The sequence below is a fragment of the Prevotella melaninogenica ATCC 25845 genome (assembly GCF_000144405.1).
GTDB classification, from domain to species: domain Bacteria; phylum Bacteroidota; class Bacteroidia; order Bacteroidales; family Bacteroidaceae; genus Prevotella; species Prevotella melaninogenica.
Window position 1 is genome coordinate 640,708 of the sequence record NC_014371.1, and the last position, 20,611, is coordinate 661,318.

Genomic DNA, 20,611 nt, shown 5'->3' on the forward strand with positions numbered 1-20,611 from the left:
ATCGTAAGATATTGCAAAGTAATTAGCACTCAGCACCAATGGTGCTAAGCAACAACACAATGCGTGCTGAGCAACAACACATAAGTTAAATATGCAATATAAGTTTTAAGCTTACTTCATTTCGCAATCCAACCCCTGCTTTCTTGCAGGAAGAAAGAAGCATGCTAAGAATGTTATCAATCCATTCAGCATTAACAATTCATAGCCAAACTTGTAACCAGTAGTTCTCGAAACGATTGTGTCTAAAGCAAAACAAAGAAGCGGACTGGCTACTGCTATATATGGAGTCAACCGATCATTCACCACACGTTTAGTGCATAAACCAAACGCAAAAAGACCTAAGAGTGGACCATATGTATAAGAAGCTATCGTGTAAATTGCATCTATCAAACTTGTTGAGTTGACATAACGGAAGATAAGGATAAACAAAATAAACACAATAGACACGCCTATATGTGCCTGTTTGCGTAACTTTTCATCCTTTGGACGACCACAGATGTCTACACAATAAGTTGTTGTTAAGGCGGTTAAGGCAGAGTCTGCACTGGAGAAGCACGCTGCTACAATACCGATTGTAAAGAGAATAACAACCAATGTACCTAATTGTCCACCTGCAACAGCCTGCAACATAAGATTATCTGGCTCGTCAGGCAAGGCTTGCCCGATACTATTGAAATACATCATTAACAGTACACCCAAGGACAAAAAGAGTAAATTGGCAGGTACAAAGGCAAAACCATAGGTACACATTTCCTTCTGTGCTTCACGCAGAGTCTTACAAGTAAGATTCTTTTGCATCATATCTTGGTCCAGTCCTGTCATAACAATAACAATAAAGATACCGCTAAGAAACTGTTTCCAAAAGTTCTGTTTTGATACCCAGTCATCGAATACAAATATACGAGAATGACTGTCCTTGGCTATCGCTTGAGCTGCTTCCGGAAGCGACATGCCTAATGTTTCGACCACCTTATATATAATAAGAATGAGGGCAAGCAGCATACAAAGAGTCTGAAAGGTGTCTGTCAAGACCAGTGTACGTATTCCTCCCCTACGCGTGTAGAGCCAAATGAGTGCCACAAGAGCCACAACGGTAATAGGGAAAGGTATGCCGTAGGCATCTAAGACGAAACGTTGAAGTATCATACAAACAACATAGAAGCGCACTGCCGCACCTGTCATCTTAGACAATAGGAAAAATGAAGCACCAGTCTTATAGCTATAATTGCCTAAACGTGTTTGTAGATAAGAGTAGATAGTTGTCAACTTTAGGCGGTAATAAACAGGAAGTAACAGATATGCAACAGCAAAATAACCCAGCACAAAACCTAAACATGTCTGCATATAGGTCATATCGCTCAATAGTACCATTCCCGGAACACTAACGAAGGTAACGCCAGAAATACTGGCACCAATCATTCCGAAGGCAACAAGATACCAAGGTGACTGACGGTTTGCACAAAAGAAAGCATCGTTGTCAGCTTTATGTCCCGTTATTCTACTTATTAACAATAAGATGCAAAAATATGCAAGAATAGTAGCGATTATTATCATAATGGCAGCAAAATTACTAAAAATATTATCATTTCATGCAATTAAGAAATCTTATTTTGTAACTTTGTGAGACATCATCTTTCAATAAACATTCATCCATTGTATAATTGAGTAAGAGTATGGCACAACAGAAAAGATTTATACTTGACGAGAAAGATATCCCTACACAGTGGTATAATATTCAGGCAGACATGCCCACTAAGCCCCTTCCTCCACTTCATCCAGCTACACGTAAGCCAATGACAGCAGAGGATCTTTCGGAGATTTTCAGTCAAGAATGTGCAAAACAAGAGCTTGATTGTGAGCATGCTTGGATTGATATTCCCGAAGAAGTGTTGGAGATGTATAAGTATTATCGCTCCACACCTCTTGTCCGTGCGTATGCTTTGGAGAAAGCATTAGACACACCAGCACATATCTATTTCAAGAATGAAAGTGTAAATCCACTTGGCTCACATAAGGTTAATTCTGCCATCCCTCAGTGTTACTATTGCAAGAAGGAAGGTGTAACGAATGTCACGACAGAGACTGGTGCGGGTCAATGGGGCGCTGCACTATCCTACGCTGCAAAGGTATATGGTCTTGAAGCAGCGGTTTATCAGGTAAAGATTTCTATGCAACAGAAACCTTATCGCTCGCTGATTATGAAGACTTTCGGAGCTATGGTTGAAGGTTCACCTTCAATGTCTACACGTGCAGGAAAGGACATCGTTACACGAGACCCAACACATCCTGGTTCGTTGGGAGCAGCAATCTCAGAGGCTATAGAACTGGCAAAAACTACACCTAACTGTAAGTACACTTTAGGTTCAGTACTCAATCACGTTGCATTGCACCAAACCATTATTGGTTTGGAGGCTGAGAAGCAAATGGAAATGGCTGGGGAATATCCTGATAAGGTCATTGCTTGCTTTGGTGGTGGTAGTAATTTTGGTGGTATTGCATTCCCATTTATGCGCCACAATATCCTTGAAGGAAAGAATACAGAGTTTATCGCAGCAGAGCCAAATAGCTGTCCAAAACTGACACGTGGCAGGTTTGAATACGACTTCGGTGACGAAGCGGGTTACACTCCTTTGCTACCAATGTTCACACTTGGCCATGATTTCAAACCAGCCAATATCCATGCAGGTGGTTTACGCTATCATGGTGCTGGTGTCATCGTCAGTCAATTGCTCAAAGACGGATACATGTGTGGAATGGACATACCACAGTTAGAAAGCTTTGAGGCAGGTATCCTCTTCTCTCGCACAGAAGGAATTATCCCCGCACCAGAGAGCTGTCATGCCATTGCAGCTGCCATTCGAGAAGCAAAGAAGGCAAAGGAAACAGGAAAAGAAGATGTTATTCTCTTCTGTCTTTCTGGTCATGGACTCATTGATATGACGGCTTATGACACCTATATCAATGGTGATTTAAGAAACTATACACTCTCTGATGACGAGATAGAGAAGAACCTTGGGATTGTTCCGAAGGTATAGTAAAGGTCCTTCTGTTAAATACATAGATTGTTAATAGAATAAGGTTAATCCACATACATGGTATGATTTCCTCCAATAAGATGGTTTTATAAAGGCTCAACACCCAACAATCATCACCCAACACCGGTATAATTACCTCCAATAAGATGCTTTTATAAAGGGGAATAAACTACATGTTAAATGTAATTAGGTACGATATCTATCTGTTTTATACAAACAACTTATTCCCTCATTAGTTGAAACTTGTAAACTATTTTCACACAATTCAAAACCAATACATGCTCTTTTGGCTTCTAAAAGATACCTAATTGGCTTGCAAAAGGTGCCCTTTTGAGGTCTAACTAACGCCCTTTTGAAGTCCAATTAAGCACCTTTTATTTTACCACTTGATAACTATTTGATTCTCTGCTGATTGCAAACCTACTTCTTATATGTATTTTCGCCGTTAGTTATAGATGTTTTCCTTGAAATTATGTAATGACTTTTCAAACCCTTATCTGCATATTATAGAGGTTTAAAAAGAAATGATTTTTAATATCAGAGGATGATAATAGGATAGATAGTTGACAGTCTTAGCCAAGTTAGGAGAAATCCTCTCTTTAAGTAAAATATCATCTTAAAGAAAGGATAAAGCTATTTATCTTTGACTATCTATACAACAGATAGGTTACTATAACATTACGGGCACTATGTAGATAAGCCTACAGAGTGCCCGTACCTTTTATATATAGCGATTAAACAGTCTCGATGTTATCTGCTTGTAAGGCAGCTCCGATTGCCGTACAATACTCAGAATTCTTCGGAATAATAAAGCGAACATCATATATCTTCTCCATAACAGGAAAAAGAAGTTCGCATTGTGGCAACAAACTAAGATTACCTATGAGTACAAAGTCACGGATATCGCTATTCAAAGAGCTTAAGATTGTTGCTGAACCAATAGACTGTAACACCAAACCTATCAACCCTAAGGCTATATCTTCACGACTGGCATTAGCCTGCGCATTAGCAAAGAGAGATGCAGTAGCATCCATTGGCAAGCCTGGAAGTGGACTGGTTGAGATGTCTTTAATCTGAAGATTGATACGAGAAATATCTCCCTTATTGGCTAAAGCTATGATTTCGTTAATATTATCAGTCTGTAACAACAAACGTGAAAGACCACTCAATGTACCTCCACCAATACCGATACCACCAATATGACGTACCTCATTGCCATCACAAAGTACAAGTGAGGTACCCGTACCCATAGAAACAACAATCATACGTTGCAACTTCGACTCAAACTGAGCACCTAAGCCATCAGCCAAAAACTCATCTGCCTTAGCCGTTGGAAGTCCATAAACAGGCTTATCAATATAGTGAGCGCCTACGCCCGTAAGCATAACACGCTCAACCTCAGATAGCTCTATCCTATTGTCATATAGATATTTTCCAAAAGCTCCATACAAGGACGTCACTGGATCAGTAGCCTTGATACGCAAAGGTTTAATAACCTTCCCCTCTCTGATTCCAACAATCTTGGTTGTTGAAATACCCACATCTATACCGATGGAAATCTTCATACACCTTATATAATTATACAGAAGTCTTGCAAAAACTGCTTTCTGAGAGAAAATGAATAAACCAAAATATATAAGAATTTACACCAAGTAACCACTCATAAAGAATCATCTCTATGCAAGTGTTGGTAACAGTTCAAGTCCTTATAACATCATTAAATCCAATACTCCACATAAGCATGAAATACAACTTATAATGTCGCAAAGGTACGAAAAACCTTAAAGTTTAGAGCATTTACCGAGATATTTTACAAAAAAGACACAAAAATATTTCTCTATTAAGCTGAAAATGAGTATCTTTGCATTCCGTTATAATGAGAGATTAGAAATAAACATCAATAAAGAACAAAAACAAAATGACGAAAGCAGATATCATCAATGAGATTGCAACGTCTACTGGCATCGCCAAGAAGGACGTTTCAGCTGTGGTTGAGTCTTTTATGGAAACCATCAAAGACAGTTTGTTGGAGAAGAAAGAAAATGTATACCTTCGTGGTTTCGGTAGCTTCATCGTTAAGCACCGTGCGGAAAAGACAGCTCGTAACATCTCAAAGAACACGACTATCACTATCCCAGCACACGATTTCCCAAGCTTCAAGCCAGCAAAGACCTTCATCGAGGATATGAAGAAATAAATTAAACATAAATACAATAACAATTTAAAACAATTTAAAGCTATGCCAAACGGAAAGAAGAAAAAGGGACACAAGATGGCTACGCACAAGCGTAAAAAGAGATTAAGAAAGAACAGACATAAGAGCAAGTAAGCCCCAAGGCTGAAAGGCTTTACAACTGACTTTCAATAATATGGCGGGGCGTGTCATCGCAATATACTTCTCTTCCCTGGAAGTGCGACGACAGGTTCCGCATTTTTATTTTATCTATAAGTATCCTTTAGCATCATTGTAGAGACTATAAAAGACGCTAAATGATAGCTTATAACAAACGAAGAAGATGACAAGCGAAGTAATTATTGATGCCCAACCGAAAGAGATTTCGATAGCGCTACTCGAAGACAAGCGTCTGGTTGAATACCAGCGTGAGCCAAGAGAGGCGAGCTTCTCGGTTGGAAACATCTACGTGGCAAAGGTCAAGAAACTGATGCCAGGGCTGAATGCCTGCTTTGTAGATGTAGGTTATGAGCGTGACGCCTTTCTTCATTATCTTGACTTAGGGAGTCAATTCAACTCCTATGCAAAGTATCTGAAACAGGTTCAGAGCGACCGCAAGAAACTTTATCCCATTCAAAAAGCCACTCGCCTACCCGACTTGCAAAAGGACGGAACAGTTCAAAACACACTGCAGGTAGGACAAGAGGTGATGGTACAGATTGTTAAAGAACCCATTTCCACCAAAGGACCTCGCCTTACAGGCGAAATATCATTCGCTGGCAGATTCCTGGTGCTTATACCATTCGGGCATAAAGTTAGCGTATCTTCTAAAATCAAAAGCGGTGAAGAACGTGCACGCCTCAAGCAGCTCATACAGAGTATTACCCCAAAGAACTTCGGTGTAATTGTCCGTACAGTAGCTGAAGGAAAGCGCGTAGCCGAGCTTGACGCTGAGATGAAAGTCTTACTGAGCCGTTGGAATGAAGCAATCACAAGACTGCAGAAAACGCAGGAACGCCCTCAACTTGTTTTTGAGGAGACTGGACGTGCTGTTGCAATGCTGCGTGATCTCTTCAATCCAACCTACGAAAACATCTACGTCAACGATGACGAGATTTGCACTGCCGTTCGACACTACGTCTCTCTAATAGCCCCTGAAAAGGCGGGCATAGTGAAGAAGTACACTGGTAAGGTGCCAATCTTTGACAACTTTGACGTTACGAAGCAAATTAAATCAAGCTTCGGTAAGACCATTAATTATGGTCATGGCTGCTACCTCATCATCGAACACACAGAGGCAATGCACGTTGTGGATGTGAATAGTGGAAACAGAACGAAAGAAAAAGCACAGGAACAGAATGCGCTTGACACCAACCTTGGTGCTGCCGATGAGTTAGCTCGCCAGCTTCGACTGCGTGATATGGGTGGAATCATTGTCGTTGACTTCATCGACATGAATCTTGCAGAAGACCGCCAGATGCTGTATGAGCGTATGTGTAAGAACATGCAGAAGGACCGTGCACGTCACAATATCCTTCCTTTGAGCAAGTTCGGACTGATGCAGATTACTCGTCAGCGTGTACGCCCAGTAATGGATGTAGATGTAGATGAGAACTGCCCTACTTGTTTCGGTAGTGGTAAGATTCGTTCAAGCATTCTCTTTACCGATCAGTTGGAGCGTAAGATAGACCGATTGGTTAATAAGGTTGGAGTAAAGAAATTCTATTTGCACGTTCATCCTTACGTTGCAGCTTACATTAACAAGGGTCTTATTTCCTTGAAACGTAAGTGGCAAATGAAGTATGGTTGGGGTGTAAATATCATTCCTTCACAGAAACTTGCCTATTTGCAGTATGAGTTTTATGATGCAAATCAGCAGTTCATTGATATGAAGGAACAGAATGATAAATCCTAAACTAATAACTAAGTCGTTAGATAAAACGAAAGGTTTACAACATTAGAAATCCGCAACCTATAATATATAAGGTGGCGGATTTCTTTTTTCCTCTACTTTTTATATTTCATAAACACTTAGACTTCAAACCTAAGAAAAAGTCAATTTGTCAATAATTTTCCTCTCTTCGATTTTTATTAAGGCTTAATTGCATTCGAATTAACGCCCAATTGACTTCTAAAAGATGCCCTTTTGAGGTCTTACTAACGCCCTTTTGAAGTCCAATTCAGCACCTCTTGCAAACTATTTTTGTAACTTATTAATTACAAGACAGTTACAAGGGTGTAGGAAAGAGTGGTTTTATGCTTATTTTAAGTGGGAAACATCAGCAACAATGTAAAATAAATTCACATCAACAAAAACGCCCTCACCTGTCTAAAAAAAGACAAGTGAGGGCGTTTGCTATATGGCCTAATAAACGTTTCAAGCCGGAATGACTTTAAAGCGTACTCTGAATGCACGTTTCTGTTCATCCCAGTTTGTACCCAACATTTCAAAGCGACCAATCTGAGCAGTTGAACGGACGTGCTTACCTATGCAAAGGCAGATATCAAAATCGCCGATACGAACGAGTCGCAACATCTCTGAAGCGTCTTCAGGTAGTCTATCAACAGTGACACCTTCGGGGATATTATTGCGGTCGACCATTTCAAAAGTTACGGGCAAGTCTTCAGCAATCAAACGATTCATCTCATCCTCTATCGCCTTTTCCTCCTTACGATCAGGCTTATGATCAAGGATAAAAGTCATCTTACTCTTCTTCCGTTCGATATGAGCATTATTGCTACGCTCTGTACCAAACATACGAATCATCACCTGATTCAGCAAATGTTCAGCCGTATGGGCAGGAGGGAACTCCTCTTTGTTATGCGAATTCAATACGTAATCCACAGCCTACTTTTTTATATTAAACTTATAAATTCTACCATAGTTTGCCTCTACATCCAATGCTACCTGACCGTCACGCTTCAAGTCTACTACCTTTGTAAAGCCTGAAAGTAAGTCGGTCATCTCAACCTCCTGCTCTGGAATCCCAAGGAAATCGAAGGCATGAGCAGGAATAGTCACATTGATTTGTACTCGTTCTTGGTCGAAATTAGCAACAACTAACAACACTTCATCGTCTGCCTTACGCAAGAAAACAAACTGTTTATGAGGATTAAACTGGTGGCTCTGATGATTGACATACATTAAATCGAAGGTCAATCCCTCACGTACAGCTTTCTCCCGATTACAGAAACGGAGAAGTCCTTGATAGATTAGTGAGAGTTTCTTCTCATCTGTTGTCAAAGTATCACGATTAAAGAAGCCTTTATAGATAGCATCACTCGTCCAATAGTCAAAGATGGTTGAACGACCATCCTGCCCTGAGAAACCTTCTTTATCCATACCTCTTTCGCCAAATTCCTGACCAGCATATACCATAACAGGGTTCTGTTGAAGCAGAGCAGACACGATCATACCGGGAACTCCCTTCCAAGGATTACCCGCGAAGAAATCAGAAGCAATACGTTGCTCATCATGGTTCTCAAGGAAGTAAAGCATATGGTCGCGGATATCGTCAACCTTCTGCCACTCATGTGTTATAGACGAAGCGGAACGTTCACCACATATCACACCACGAATACAGTCGTACATACCCACCTTATCGTAGAGATAGTCGAATCCTGACTCTACATACATACGATATTGATTAGGATCATAGACCTCACCAATGAAGATCATCTCAGGATAACGCTCCTTCACCTGCTGTGTTGCGTATGTCCAAAACTCATGTGGAACCATCTCAGCCATGTCACAGCGGAAACCATCAACACCCTTTGCTGCCCAGAAAAGAAGGATATCAGTCATCTTCTTCCATGTAGAAGGGACAGGATGATAGTGATAACTTCTTCCACCGGCATCACAATAGTCTACACCATAGTTTAGCTTAATGGTCTCATACCAGTCGTTCTGCTGCGGGTGAGAATCGAAACGATCGTTACCAGTACACTTGGCTGGGAACTCATGATAAGCCTCAGCACGATGAGCATAAGTATTCTCAACAACTCCAGAGAGGTCAAGCTGTTCGCCCGGACAGTAATAGAAATTGTTCTGAGGGTCAAAGTGCTTACCTGTATCATCACCTTCTCCGAGGTCTTCAACACCCTTTGGCTTAGCAATACTCTTGTATTGACGAGCTACATGATTAGGTACAAAGTCAATGATTATCTTCATACCTTCAGCATGTGTACGAGCAACTAAGGACTCAAACTCTGCCATACGTGCATCCACATCCACCGCAATATCTGGGTCGATATCATAATAATCGGTAATAGCATAAGGCGAACCAGCACGTCCCTTTACAACACGAGGGTTCTGTGTAGGTATGCCGAAGGCTGAATAGTCAGTGCATGTAGCGTGACGGATAACTCCTGTATACCAAAGATGAGTGACACCGAGGTCATGGATGTGACGTAACACACCCTCATCGAAGTCATTCATCTTTCCTGCTCCGTTCTCTGCTAAGCTACCATACTCCTTCTTAGTTAGATTCTTATTACCAAAAGTACGGGTGAAGACTTGGTAGATAACTAATTTAGTTTTCATAAACAAAATAAAAAGAAAGTCCCTCCTTCGTCCCCTCACTTTTGAGAAAGAGGACGGAAGAGGGAATCAGTCACTTAATAATAAGGTAAGCCTTATACACCGTGTGCATTAACAGTCTTGTCGATACGACCGAGCATACCCTGCAAAGCAGCACCAGGTCCGCACTCAACGAACTCTGTAGCACCATCGGCAATCATATTCTGTGCGCTCTTTGTCCAACGTACGCTTGATGTAAGCTGAGCAATGAGATTCTTCTGAATCTCAGCTGGATCAGTGTGTGGCAATGCGTCCACATTCTGATAAACAGGGCACTTTGGTGCATTGAAGGTAGTTGCCTCAATAGCAGCCTGCAACTCGTCCTTAGCTGGCTGCATCAATGGAGAGTGGAAAGCACCACCCACCTTCAAAGGCAATGCACGCTTAGCACCAGCCGCCTTCATCAACTCGCAAGCCTCATTGATACCCTCTATTGAACCAGAGATTACCAACTGACCAGGGCAGTTGAAGTTAGCTGCAACACATACCTTACCTTCTTTTGAAACAGATGCACAGATTTCCTCAACCTTCTCATCAGCCAAACCGATGATTGCTGCCATAGTACCCGGATTCTGCTCACAAGCCTTCTGCATAGCATTAGCACGAGCTGCAACGAGTTTCAAACCATCTTCAAAGCTCAATGCACCAGCAGCAACGAGTGCTGAGAACTCACCCAAAGAGTGACCTGCTACCATATCTGGCTTGAACTCATCGCCTAAGCAAAGAGCTGAAATAACGCTATGGAGGAATACTGCAGGCTGAGTAACCTTAGTTTCCTTCAACTGCTCGTCTGTACCAGCAAACATAATCTCGGTTATCTTGAAGCCAAGAATCTCGTCAGCCTTATCGAAAAGTTCCTTTGCTAATGGGTTGTTGTCATAGAGGTCCTTACCCATACCAACAAACTGAGATCCCTGTCCAGGGAATACAAATGCTTTCATATACTATTGAATTGTTTAATTATTAATATTCTACAGAGTGCAAAGATACAGAAAAGAAAGGAGATAGAAAAGAAACTAAGTAAAAAACACGATGTGCTTTGCATCACTCTAACCTTGTAGAAATAATTTCTTGTTATTTCAACTATGTATTTTGCACCTATAAGATTGTATACATTAGGTTTGTATAAGAATACTTTGGGGTTATAAATTGCCAAAGAACATTCACTTTGTCAGCATTTCCAATGCCATCGACATCCCCTAAGACAAACATTACTTACCCCTTTAAAACCATATAAGTCTTGTCTTTACCTGTTCTTATAAGGGATGTTACAAGTTCAGAAAGTCATCCGCACCATCCGTGCGAAGGCTTAGCACGTGTGGTGCGAACGTCAAACACCATTCGTGTTGTTGGTAGATAGCTTACCATACATACCCAAAACGAAAGAAAAGAGTTGTATTATCGAAAGGGTATAACACCTACTTATTCATATAGTAACCATTACCTTTACACCCAAATGGGCTAAATGAGCAATATAATTACATTATTGAAAAGACATAACAAGTTGGCGACCAGCTAATAAAGCAATAAAGCCTAATGCAAGGGAGGCAATGATATAAAGGGAAGAAATAATAAAACCATCCCCTCCCTTTAATAACGTTGCATGCTCATTCATGAAAGTAGAGAAGGTTGTAAAACCTCCACAGAAACCAGTAGTGAGCATAAGGCGAACAGCAGGACTGACTCCGCCATGATCATTAGATAATGAAGAGAAGATACCTATAAGGAAACAGCCAAGCACGTTGACGACCATTGTTCCCAAAGGGAATGAACCTGCTACTGCAAGTTGTATATACTTCGAGATAACCATTCGAAGACTGCCGCCAACAAAACTTCCAATACCTACTAAAAGAACATCCTTTATCATACTGAACGAACAGTTATTTTTGTCTATAAGGCTTAGAAAACCAGATTAAAACCAAATCGAATACCATTCTTTGAGATACCCGGAGCATGTGTATAAGTTAGTCGACGAACATAATCTACCTCCAAAAACTTGAAGATATTATGTACTCCAACAACAAACTCCATGTAAGGGTCGCGTGTCATAACACGTGTATCGACAGGGAACTTATACAATTCCGTATCATTAGCATTCTGTGGTAAATATGGGTTGTTCTTATCTGTCAAATGTCCCCACATTCCTTTAAAGGCAATATACTCACGCCACTTCAACTTCTTAATGAGTGGAATACGGTTGAAAATCTTACCTTCTAAGTCCCATGCAAGATTAAACTGTGCATATCGGTCGTTAAGAAATTCAAGTCCTTTCATAAGGTTGAATGTTCCTTGATGCTCAAAATAAGAAGTATTCACAGGAGGGGTGATAAGGAATTGGAATGGTACCTTATTCCATTGTGCACCACCTTGTACACGCGTATCAATGTGGCCCCAGCTTCCTAACCAGAAACGTTTATAGATAGAAACCTCCGTAAGATTAGTATTAAAGTCACTACCCAAGAAATGCTTAATACCCATTGTATGCGTAACGTTGAACTCTGGCGCATCGAGATTTACAGTCATACGCTTTTGCTTAGAGTTGACATAAGTCTGTCCAGGACGGTAATTAAGTCCAAGAAGAACCTCACTCACACGTATTTTGTCAACCAGCGTACCATCCATCTTCTCATATACAAGCTTTCCTGTAGGTCTGTTACTCTCTGTACGAATCTCAAAGTTTGTAGCCAAACCATAGTCCGTCTCCCATTTAAAGTTAATCTTCTGACGATTTACAAAATACATCTGCTCAACCTTTACTGGTCGGAATGTCATGAAGATATTATCCTTATTATGCTTCAAGTACTTGTCTGATGGAGACTCAACATCACTTGTTGATTCGAAAGATATGGTACGGATAGGGAACTCAATAGGCTGATACTCGGGCTTATTAAACGAGTATGTTACCTTTGCATCATAATAATTACGATGCGACCGTGTACCATAAGCATAGTAACCCTCAAAGAACCAATGAGGATTAAACTTAGCTGTAGTACGGGCAGAGGCACGTAAACGAATGCCATCAACAAAGTTCTTTGAGATAAAAGTATTGACAGGACCAATATCAAACTTACTTGGCTTGTCTTCTGAACCTGTTTCAATGAAGTTCTCTATCAAAGCCTTAGACGCAAACATCACCCATTTGAAATGCTTTGTGCTTGCCATACGCTTGATAAATGAGTCCATTCCAGCCTCACTCTTCGTCAGTTGCGTTGTTCTATGTGCTGCCCAGAAATCATTATCGCGCATCTTAGCATAGGTATCGTATATTGTCTTTGCCTTACCCTTAAATTGTTTATCATCAATAGGGGCAAAAGCATAGTTTGTCATACCAGTCGTGCGAATGACAATAGCACGTTGCAAGAGGTCTGTCAGCTTCAACTCGGCAATCATATTATCAGTCGTTAAAGCCCACTCTCCATTACTTAACTTCGTGAATTCCTGCTGAAACTTCATTGCATCAACAAAGTTAACACCTGTATTAGCAGGCAACTGCATATCACACTTCTTCACATGAAGCGAACTATCATTCAACACATACAACTCTCCACGGAATCCAAAGTCCTGCTGGTTGGCTGGCATAAACTGCAAACGAATACACTGTTCCTGATTGACATAGACCGTATCGTCGATATAAAAATGATAGAACGAAATCGCTGTAGAGCCTATTGGAGAAGGGAAACGCTTCTGAAGAAGGTCTATTTGGTCATCATAAAGATTGATATCCTTAAAGAGATCCTTCACAATCGTATTCAAAGCCTCACCTGTTTGTATAAGTTTTGAAATACCTTTAGTAGACTGTCCTAACACGATATCCTTTTCATCGCGTGGGTTCTTACGGTAAAGATGCTGCGTAAGCGTTTCATCTACAGAGATTGGAAGAATGAGTTTGTTATTATAAGGACAAGTTTCTACTTGGTCAAGAAGCCAAGGAGCTTTCTTAAACATAGAGCCTTCAAGTTCATCAGGTGTAAGGTTATTAATAGCAATAGTCACCTTCTGATACTTATCATACTGATAATAATCATGGTTTTCCAAGTGAGTTTGCTTCTTCGCAGCAATAACTCGCCTCATCAACTCTACTGCTGGGTTATCCTTACGCGAATATTTATGACGACGTTTAGCCTTCACAACAATACCCTGCAACTGCTTAGAGTCTGCGATAAGCGTCACTTTCAATTCTCTTGAAGTATGTGCAGTAATCTTAATATTACGTGATTTATAGCCAACAGCAGTGATTGTAAGTTGTTCTCCTACTTTTCTTGCAATAGAGAAATGACCATTCGCATCACTCGAAGCACCTAACTTTAAATTCCGATAGACTGCATTCGCATAAGGAATACTATCTCCTGTTTGCCAATCAACCACATAACATTGAAGTAGCGTACTATCTATCACAGCTGGTTTAGCGGCTATCTTAGCTAATGAATCCATCATTTGCAGCAACGAATCAGTTGCTATTCCCATCGAATCAGCTGCTGTCAACAAGGAATCTTTACCTACAAACGAAGAGTCTTTACCCACCAACAATGAATCAATGTGCATAACATAAGGCTTTGAATTAAAGTACAAAGACTTAAATGTATATGCATGTGCTGAAAATGATACAAACACAAAGAGGAGAGCAACTATCACTCTCAACCTTATCATTCGCCGTCCTCCTCTTGTCTTATCAAAGACAGAGGATGTATGATTACGCATATTTAGACTCATTAATCTATTCATATATTACTTTAGTTTTAGAATCATGCAAGACAACTTACTATCGTCATTTTGCATTCAAGCGTCCTCCTATCCCATAAAAGGGCTTGGAGGACTTCTCTGTTAATTGAGGAGATGACTAATCAATCTCCTCATCAGCTTCATATCCACCCATTTCTCGAATGGCATTCTTCAGCATTGTATACTGTTCAAAGAGATTATTGACAGCTTCCTCACCACGAGTGAAATCGTGCATTGGACTCTTGAGGAAGATACTCAAGAAACGCTGAATACCATAACGACCAGCCCTTGCAGCAAGATCAGAGAGCAACGTAAGGTCAAGAAGCAATGGTGCAGCAAGGATGGAATCACGACAAAGGAAATTAATCTTTATCTGCATTGGGTAACCCATCCAACCAAAGATATCTATATTATCCCATCCTTCCTTATCATCATTACGAGGTGGATAATAGTTGATACGCACTTTGTGATAGATATTACCATAAAGATCGGGCTGCTCATCTGCTCTACAAATGGTCTCAAGTGTCGACAACTTACTTACTTCCTTTGTATGGAAGTTAGCTGGTTCATCAAGAACTAAGCCATCACGATTACCCAAGATGTTCGTTGAGAACCAACCAGCAAGACCAAGGTTACGTGTCTTAATGATAGGAGCAAAGCCCGACTTAACCAATGTCTGACCAGTCTTAAAGTCCTTACCAGCAATAGGCATACGTGTCTTCTCAGCCAATTCCCACATAGCAGGTATGTCAACCGTTGTATTAGGGGCACCCATGATAAACGGACAACCTTCCGTCAAAGCCGCATAAGCATAACACATAGACGGAGCAATATGCTCTCTGTCATCCGACTTCATAGCTGATTCCAATTGCTCAAGCGTCTTATGATATGCCTCGTCGTATGGTACATAAATCTCGGTAGAAGCTGCCCAGATGACAACTACACGCTCGCAGCCATGCTCTTTCTTAAAGTTCTGAATATCTTTCTGCAATTCCAGCACCATATCCCAGCGTGTCTTGCAGTCTTTAACATTGTATCCATCAAGTCGCTTAGCATAGTTTCGGTCGAAAGCTGCCTTCAAAGGCTTGATAGCCATCAGTTCTTCGCGTACTGGTTCGATATCCTTTGCCTTCAACACTTCAGCATATACTGCAGCCTGATAAGCATTCTGAGGGTACACATCCCATGTACCAAAGACGATATCATTTAAGTTTGCCAATGGTACAATATCTTTGTAATGAAGATATTTCTTATCTGCTCCGCGCCCAACACGAATCTTATCATATTGAGTCATTGAGCCAATGGGCTTCGTAAGACCCTTGCGTGTCATTAACACTCCAGTCATAAAGGTCGTAGCAACAGCGCCGCAACCAACGACCATTATTCCTAATCTGCCTTCTGCAGGCTTTACATTTGTTTGCTTCATGATTATTACTGCAATATTTTATTAACGCATTATAGTGGCGTATATTGTCTTAATATAGGTTGTAGTTCAACTAAATTATTAATATTATAATCTGCTACACACGTTGTTGGCTCTTCAGACGTCCACCCTTCGCCTTTTAACCATACGGTATGACAACCAAGTTCATGTGCAGGAAGTATGTCTTTGGTATAGCTATCGCCAATCACAACAACGTTTTCAGGTCTCACTTCCATAGATTTCACAGCTATATTAAATATCTGTGAATCAGGTTTTCGAACACCAACAACAGCACTTTCCGTTATGGTTTCAAAATAAGAAGATAAGCCAAACTCCTCAAGCACAACCGACATGTTGCCATAGAAGTTTGTTACCAAGCCTATTCTATAATGCTTCTTTAAGTCCGACAGCACTTTTCTACTCTCTGCTATATTGGCTTTTACCTTGTCATAAATATCATTCAACAGAATTCTTTGCATCCGTTCAGCCTCAACTTTATCTGCCACTAACCAGCCACAGTCTACCAAGTACTCAAACTCTAATTTCAATTTAGACGTTAACATCGAAAGAAATGTGTCGTGTGACTGTATAATAGGCTGCTTTCCTAAGGTACGTTCTGCATGTACATAGGCTTCACGAAACTGCTCTTCTGTCACTGGAATTCCGTTTCTTTTGTATGCATACCAAAGGAACTTTCCCCAGTGACAACCTGCTGTATCAAGCGTACCACCAAAGTCAAAGAGGAGAGTTAACCCTCCCTCCTCATCACATTGAGTAGCGTGTGTTCTCTTTGTTCTTAATGATATATCGTTTAACTCTTTGTTCATTCTAAAATGGTTTAAGCTATAATAGATTATAATAGACTGTTATTCAACACTAAAAGATAAGCATTAAAAGTATTTCTTCAACATATATTCAACCCTAATTATAGTCTAAGAAACATATTATTTACTCCTTTGGCATGAGACTTTTACATAAATCTTCGTGCCGTTTGTGCATATAGATGTACAGAAAATTATATAAACTAACCTCAAACACAAAGTATATCCACGGACAATTCATCAAGCAAGTGACGTAGATAAGGATAGCACGACTATTAAACGATAGGAAGTTTGTAAACGGCATCAGCGGTCTACTACCTACCAAAAAGCGGTCTTTGAGTTCCTGTGGTACCTTATCTATACTTCCGTACTTCTCTATCAATGCCGCATGAAACTTCTGAAAAGCAGGAGTTCTACGCTCCTGACTCTTACAATAACGTTGATAATTACTATGAAAAGCACGGTCCCAAAAGACTCCCTTCTTTCCTTTCAAGCTTTCAACAATAGCATGTTCACGTTCGTACGAGTCAAGTTCTGACCCTTCTTTACCTTTCAAGAAATAAAGATGAATCTGTCGATAATAGTCGCTCAATGAACTTTGTGGGGAGTGACATAACAAACTTGCAATGGCTGCCAAGGCTAATCCCCATAAGCCCCACACCTCTGATGTGCCGGGTATTGGCTGATACCAGATTCGTAAGACAATAGCAAGATAGATTGAGAAAAACCACACATCACCTGCAAATCCATCTAAACAGCGACCCTTCATAGACTGTTGACGAGTAAGCCTTGCCAGCTGTCCGTCTGTTGAATCACAAAAGTTTGCCAACATCAAGAGGACAATTCCGATGATATTATGCAAGGTATCGGTAAAGAAAAACATTACACCCGCACCAATTCCAAGGAAGATAGAAAGGATGGTGATAGTATTAGGTGTAACACCCAAGCGATGCCAGAACAGGGCAAATGCCAAACCTATGGGACGAGTAAAATAAATATCAAGCCATTCTTCCGTGTCCATAGACTTGAAAGAGGCACGAAGTAGACTGAGAAATCCCATCTTACTTTCTTGCCCTTCGCCCAAATAGGGAGAAGAACTCTGTATGGTTGAATGAGAATTGTCTCCTTTTTGCTGAGCAGATACTCTGTTATTTTGTTGTTCTTTTATCATTATTTTCTGATTATTTACAGGTGATTTAAGTTGAATAATAATTGATTATCAATTAACTACAACTATCTACATCATCCATACACCTCTCATTAAAGGAAGATTTAAGAGAAGACTCAACCGCCGATTTCATTCGTTCAAAGATTGCCTTAGCAGCGTCTTTCCTACATCTTGAGAAACTGGGGAAGTCATTAAAATCAATGATAACATAACTGCCGTCTTCCCTTACTATCGCATCACCACCATAAATAGGCGTCTGTAATAAACAAGCTAACTTCTCCGCATCAGCTTGCAAGTTAGAAGATGAAAATAAATAATACTGTGGTTTACCATTCCTTTCTTCATCACCAAACTTTGTTTCAATATCATCACCTGAATAATAATAACGGAAAAAGCCAGTACCTTCAACACCATAAAACTTCACAACGTCACCTTTTACGTGTGCTTGCGTCACAACATCTGTGATACCACGCTGCATAAAGGTTGATTTTATCTTTTCGACTTCTGACCAATCATGACAGAAACAGACGTCTTCTTTGCTTTGAGCGGTAGTATCAGCGCGCTTTACCCAATACCCATCATCACCCTTATCAGGTGGCAATGGGAGATAGTTTTCACGCATCACCTTATCTACATTACTCCTTTGACAGGCCCGAACTCCAACCGATGGGTTAAGAACTCGTATGCCACTCTGCTCCAACTGCTCAAGACAATCTAATGCTTTTGGACTGCGAGCCATAGAAATAATTTGGTAATACACATTTACAGCGCCTACCGATTCAGCTGAAATTAACTGATTATCAGTACTAAAGTTTTCAACGAATTCACCTTCACTAATTATCTTAGCATCGTCAAAGAAGCAACCAACCTCTTGCAAGATTGCTAAGTCTTTCTCCTCAGAATTAGGTGAATAGCAGGCTGCACGTTGTATCAACAAGGTTTTTCCCTTACAACAAGAAGATAAGTTATTTACTCCTTCATCAGCCTTTCTTATATCATCTATATGATCAATATCAAACACCTTTGTCAGCGGATAAGCTTCTATTCGCAAGCCAGCTGCAACCAATGCACGCTGAAAATTACGCATCCGACTCTCACCTTTCTCTATACAAGCTTCAAGAATATTAAGCGAGGGAACTGTCAAACCATATATACCTGCAGAAATAAAGTGAGAATCGGCTTGAGGTGTATCATAATAACCACTTATACGCATGACATTGTCAACACCTACATAAAGTGGTTTTTCATCATCAATATAGTCTGTAACACCCATCAAAGCGTCTGTCCCCTGTGCTATCTTATCTTGAAAGGATAAAACATAATCATGAAACTCACTCTCGTCAAAGATTGTATCGACTGTTGTTAGGATAAAAGGGTCATCACGAAGGAAATTGCGCAACTCATAAAAACTATGCATTGAGCTCGGAGTTGATTTTACAACAAATCGCAGAGGGACTGGCAATCCATTCAATCCTTTGTCTTGTATCATCTTCAGATGGCTTGCCACATCAGACATCTGCTCATTACAGATAACAACAATCTCCGTGGCATTATTCCCCATGAAAATCCTTATTAATCTGTCTATGAGCCGTTCTCCCCTTACCTTCACCAATGGTTTGGGTTCGGTGACACCTTCTTGAGCCAGTCGTGAACCGTCGCCAGCTGCAATAATTGCGAATTTCATCCCTGCAAAGATACATAATTCTAAGGAGATAAGCCCCTTTCTCTGTAACGTTTTTCTACTAAAAGATAAACCAAAAGAAGTTTTCAGGCTCTTTACCTACCCTACCTCAATAGTTATAATACAAAACTGATAAGTAAAGCTGATAAAGAAACCCATATTAAACAACAATTAGTTACAAGAAATTTTATTACAAAAACAAAGGGCTGAAAGGCTTTAAAACCTGTCAAAATATACTGTTTGTAAGACTGTTGTAAACCAAAGACTATCAGACTGTTACAAAACCGCAAACTAAAAGGCGCTTAATTGGACTTCAAAAGGGCGTTACTTAGACTCCAAAAGGGCACCTTTTGCAAGCCTATTAGGCGTCTTCTTGAAGCCAAAAGAGCATATCTTACTTATAAAGGGAATGAAAAATCATGACAAAATAATAACAAATTGGATTCTAAACAACAATATCTAAGTTAACACTCGACTAAAAAATAGAATAGCAATAAATTCTTAAAGTAAAAATAACATGCTGGAATAAAAATAGAGGAAATAGCGTTTTAGACATAAAGAATATAAAAAATGGTAGAAACCTAAACAAAAACAATGCGTTTAGAGGTCATTTTTGTTAATTTAATGTTAAAGCGCGAACAATCTAAACAAAAAATTTGCTTGATTGAATATTATATTCTATCTTTGCATATATAGAATTAGAGGATGATAACAACAACATAACACAGATTGTTTAAGACTAAAAGAAACAAATCCTCTATAGATATTCACAAGCCAAGTTGAGATTTAATTTGACTTGTATGTGATGAAAAGAGGTTATAAAAACTATTTTACTAAGGACATCAAAAGAAACATATAGCTACTTAGTTGCGTTAACCACGCAAGGATAATTCACGCAAATAAGAGCACGAAATACATAGGTTAGTTTTTTAAGGTGAAGGATAACAAAATTGTCATAGGTCCCACTCTATCTCATGTTGGGATTTCGAAGACATTCAGCCAGTCCTGATTT

Annotated in this window: 12 protein-coding genes and 1 pseudogene; 3 read left to right on the top strand and 10 right to left on the bottom strand. The window is 40.0% G+C overall.

Annotated elements, in window-relative coordinates:
• Positions 1-111: 111 nt before the first annotated feature.
• On the bottom strand, positions 112-1,554 hold the full coding sequence (locus tag HMPREF0659_RS09590) for a sodium:solute symporter (protein WP_013265664.1): 1,443 nt from the start codon (positions 1,552-1,554) through the stop codon (positions 112-114).
• A gap of 119 nt (positions 1,555-1,673) precedes the next feature.
• On the opposite strand from HMPREF0659_RS09590, the gene HMPREF0659_RS09595 reads away from it, so the two are divergent.
• Entirely contained in the window at positions 1,674-3,035 is a 1,362-nt protein-coding gene (locus HMPREF0659_RS09595) for a TrpB-like pyridoxal phosphate-dependent enzyme (RefSeq protein ID WP_013265513.1), read from the top strand.
• Between the two features lie 734 nt (positions 3,036-3,769).
• Here HMPREF0659_RS09595 and coaW read toward each other — a convergent pair.
• Entirely contained in the window at positions 3,770-4,600 is an 831-nt protein-coding gene (gene coaW, locus HMPREF0659_RS09600; protein ID WP_013265440.1) for a type II pantothenate kinase, read from the bottom strand.
• A gap of 335 nt (positions 4,601-4,935) precedes the next feature.
• Here coaW and HMPREF0659_RS09605 point away from each other — a divergent pair, with 335 nt between their 5' ends.
• Complete coding sequence (locus HMPREF0659_RS09605) at positions 4,936-5,232, top strand: HU family DNA-binding protein (RefSeq protein WP_226893226.1); 297 nt, start codon at positions 4,936-4,938, stop codon at positions 5,230-5,232.
• A 319-nt stretch (positions 5,233-5,551) separates the two neighbouring features.
• A complete protein-coding gene (locus HMPREF0659_RS09610; protein ID WP_013265752.1) occupies positions 5,552-7,123 on the top strand; it encodes an Rne/Rng family ribonuclease in 1,572 nt (523 codons plus the stop codon).
• A 462-nt stretch (positions 7,124-7,585) separates the two neighbouring features.
• Here HMPREF0659_RS09610 and HMPREF0659_RS09620 read toward each other — a convergent pair.
• The 8 genes and pseudogenes from HMPREF0659_RS09620 to HMPREF0659_RS09655 all read right to left on the bottom strand — a co-directional run bounded on the left by HMPREF0659_RS09620 (position 7,586) and on the right by HMPREF0659_RS09655 (position 19,602).
• Positions 7,586-9,751: pseudogene (locus HMPREF0659_RS09620) on the bottom strand (alpha-amylase family glycosyl hydrolase).
• Between the two features lie 92 nt (positions 9,752-9,843).
• Positions 9,844-10,728 carry an ACP S-malonyltransferase gene (gene fabD / locus HMPREF0659_RS09625; RefSeq protein ID WP_013265637.1) on the bottom strand — a complete coding sequence of 295 codons (885 nt, stop codon included), beginning with the start codon at positions 10,726-10,728 and terminating at the stop codon, positions 9,844-9,846.
• Positions 10,729-11,270: 542 nt separating this feature from the next.
• Positions 11,271-11,654 carry a fluoride efflux transporter CrcB gene (crcB, locus tag HMPREF0659_RS09630; RefSeq protein WP_013265394.1) on the bottom strand — a complete coding sequence of 128 codons (384 nt, stop codon included), beginning with the start codon at positions 11,652-11,654 and terminating at the stop codon, positions 11,271-11,273.
• Positions 11,655-11,686: 32 nt separating this feature from the next.
• A complete protein-coding gene (locus tag HMPREF0659_RS09635; RefSeq protein ID WP_394330200.1) occupies positions 11,687-14,434 on the bottom strand; it encodes a DUF5686 family protein in 2,748 nt (915 codons plus the stop codon).
• A 190-nt stretch (positions 14,435-14,624) separates the two neighbouring features.
• The gene (locus tag HMPREF0659_RS09640) at positions 14,625-15,932 is read right to left on the bottom strand and encodes an inositol-3-phosphate synthase (protein ID WP_013265423.1); all 1,308 of its coding nucleotides are present in this window, start codon (positions 15,930-15,932) and stop codon (positions 14,625-14,627) included.
• 29 nt (positions 15,933-15,961) lie between these two features.
• Entirely contained in the window at positions 15,962-16,756 is a 795-nt protein-coding gene (locus HMPREF0659_RS09645) for an HAD family hydrolase (protein WP_013265593.1), read from the bottom strand.
• A 121-nt stretch (positions 16,757-16,877) separates the two neighbouring features.
• Complete coding sequence (locus HMPREF0659_RS09650; protein ID WP_013265085.1) at positions 16,878-17,921, bottom strand: CDP-alcohol phosphatidyltransferase family protein; 1,044 nt, start codon at positions 17,919-17,921, stop codon at positions 16,878-16,880.
• Positions 17,922-17,973: 52 nt separating this feature from the next.
• The gene (locus tag HMPREF0659_RS09655; protein ID WP_013265248.1) at positions 17,974-19,602 is read right to left on the bottom strand and encodes a nucleotidyltransferase family protein; all 1,629 of its coding nucleotides are present in this window, start codon (positions 19,600-19,602) and stop codon (positions 17,974-17,976) included.
• Positions 19,603-20,611: the final 1,009 nt, after the last annotated feature.

Coding starts and splice junctions, on each gene's coding strand:
- HMPREF0659_RS09590 (WP_013265664.1), bottom strand. CDS start 1,554: ATGATAATAATCGCTACTATTCTTGCATATTTTTGCATCTTATTGTTA.
- HMPREF0659_RS09595 (WP_013265513.1), top strand. CDS start 1,674: ATGGCACAACAGAAAAGATTTATACTTGACGAGAAAGATATCCCTACA.
- coaW (WP_013265440.1), bottom strand. CDS start 4,600: ATGAAGATTTCCATCGGTATAGATGTGGGTATTTCAACAACCAAGATT.
- HMPREF0659_RS09610 (WP_013265752.1), top strand. CDS start 5,552: ATGACAAGCGAAGTAATTATTGATGCCCAACCGAAAGAGATTTCGATA.
- fabD (WP_013265637.1), bottom strand. CDS start 10,728: ATGAAAGCATTTGTATTCCCTGGACAGGGATCTCAGTTTGTTGGTATG.
- crcB (WP_013265394.1), bottom strand. CDS start 11,654: ATGATAAAGGATGTTCTTTTAGTAGGTATTGGAAGTTTTGTTGGCGGC.
- HMPREF0659_RS09635 (WP_394330200.1), bottom strand. CDS start 14,434: ATGATAAGGTTGAGAGTGATAGTTGCTCTCCTCTTTGTGTTTGTATCA.
- HMPREF0659_RS09640 (WP_013265423.1), bottom strand. CDS start 15,932: ATGAAGCAAACAAATGTAAAGCCTGCAGAAGGCAGATTAGGAATAATG.
- HMPREF0659_RS09645 (WP_013265593.1), bottom strand. CDS start 16,756: ATGAACAAAGAGTTAAACGATATATCATTAAGAACAAAGAGAACACAC.
- HMPREF0659_RS09650 (WP_013265085.1), bottom strand. CDS start 17,921: ATGATAAAAGAACAACAAAATAACAGAGTATCTGCTCAGCAAAAAGGA.
- HMPREF0659_RS09655 (WP_013265248.1), bottom strand. CDS start 19,602: ATGAAATTCGCAATTATTGCAGCTGGCGACGGTTCACGACTGGCTCAA.